The organism is Microlunatus sp. GCM10028923 (assembly GCF_042666975.1).
Classification (GTDB): Bacteria; Actinomycetota; Actinomycetes; order Propionibacteriales; family Propionibacteriaceae; genus Microlunatus.
The window spans coordinates 1-1,272 of the sequence record NZ_JBHTFF010000034.1; the positions used below are offsets into that span (position 1 = coordinate 1).

1 protein-coding gene is annotated in these 1,272 nt (G+C 66.2%); it reads right to left on the bottom strand.

Annotated features, from left to right (window positions below):
- Positions 1-8: 8 nt before the first annotated feature.
- Positions 9-1,226 carry an IS30 family transposase gene (locus ACFQU4_RS37615; protein ID WP_377502451.1) on the bottom strand — a complete coding sequence of 406 codons (1,218 nt, stop codon included), beginning with the start codon at positions 1,224-1,226 and terminating at the stop codon, positions 9-11.
- Positions 1,227-1,272: the final 46 nt, after the last annotated feature.

The window sequence follows — 1,272 nt, forward strand, 5'->3', positions numbered from 1 at the left end:
CGGCGGATTCACGCGGTTGTTGCAACACCGATTGGATCTGTTGGGTTCGACAGTAGTTGGTTGAGTGCTTCTGCTGGGGTGCGCCAGTCGAGGGTTTGGCGGGGTCGGGCGTTGAGTTCGGAGGCGATCTGGTCGAGCAGGCCTGGTCCGTAGAAGGACAGGTCGGTGCCCTTGGGCAGGTACTGGCGGAGCAGGCCGTTGGTGTTCTCGTTCGTCCCGCGCTGCCAGGGTGAGTGCGGGTCGCAGAAGTAGATCTGCAGCCCGGTCGCGGCGGTGATCTTGGCATGGCCGGCCATCTCTTTGCCCTGGTCCCAGGCCAGGGACCGGCGGAGTTGCTCGGGCAGGGTTTTGATCTTGGCGATCATGGCCGCGGCCACGACATCGGCGGTGTGGCCGCCGCCGGGCAGGTGGAGCAGCATGGTGAACCGGGTGGTGCGTTCGACCAGGGTGCCGACCGCGGACCCGGACTCGGTCGATCCCAGGATCAGATCCCCTTCCCAGTGCCCGGGGACGCGGCGGTCGTCAGCCTCGGGTGAGCGTTCGCTGATGTTGATCATGTCCGGGATCCGGCCCCGTCGTTCTTCCGAGCTGCGATGCGGTTTCCGCAAGGTGCGGCCGGTCCGTAAATGCTTGGCCAGTTCACGTTTCAGCCCGCCACGAGACTGCACGTAGAGCGACTGATAGATCGTCTCGTGAGACACCCACATCTCCGGATCGTCGGGAAAGTCCCACCGTAACCGCCGCGCGATCTGGGTCGGGCTGTGCTTCTGTTTCAACCGGTTCTGCACCTCACGCCGCAACCGCAGATTCGTCGCCAACTTCCCCGGTGCCGACCTCCTCGCCCTCGCGTCGGCATCGGACTGCGCGGTCGAGGCCCGATACGGCATCTTGTGCCGATCACTCGGCCGGTGATGCCGCACCCGCCGCAACTCCCGACTGATCGTCGACGGGCTCCGGCCCAACTCTCGCGCGATCGCCCGTACCCCCAGCCCGGCCCGGCGCAACGCAGCGATCTCCTCACGCTCGGCGAAACTCAGTCTCGGTGTCCGGGCCGGCCCGGTCTCTGCAGGCATCACACCGCCACGCTGACGGAACCACCGATACGCCACCCGAGTCGACACGCCGACCGCACCGGCCGCGTCCCCGACCGTCAAACCAGACCGAATCCCGGACCAAAACACCCGACGCACCTCGCCCGGCACAGTCGGCCGACCAATACGAGCCATCCCACACCTCCACGAACAGGTGTTGCGATCAGCGCGTGATTGGAAG

Bases quoted from the DNA above. Each gene is read 5' to 3' on its own strand.
- ACFQU4_RS37615 (WP_377502451.1), bottom strand. From the start codon at position 1,226: ATGGCTCGTATTGGTCGGCCGACTGTGCCGGGCGAGGTGCGTCGGGTG.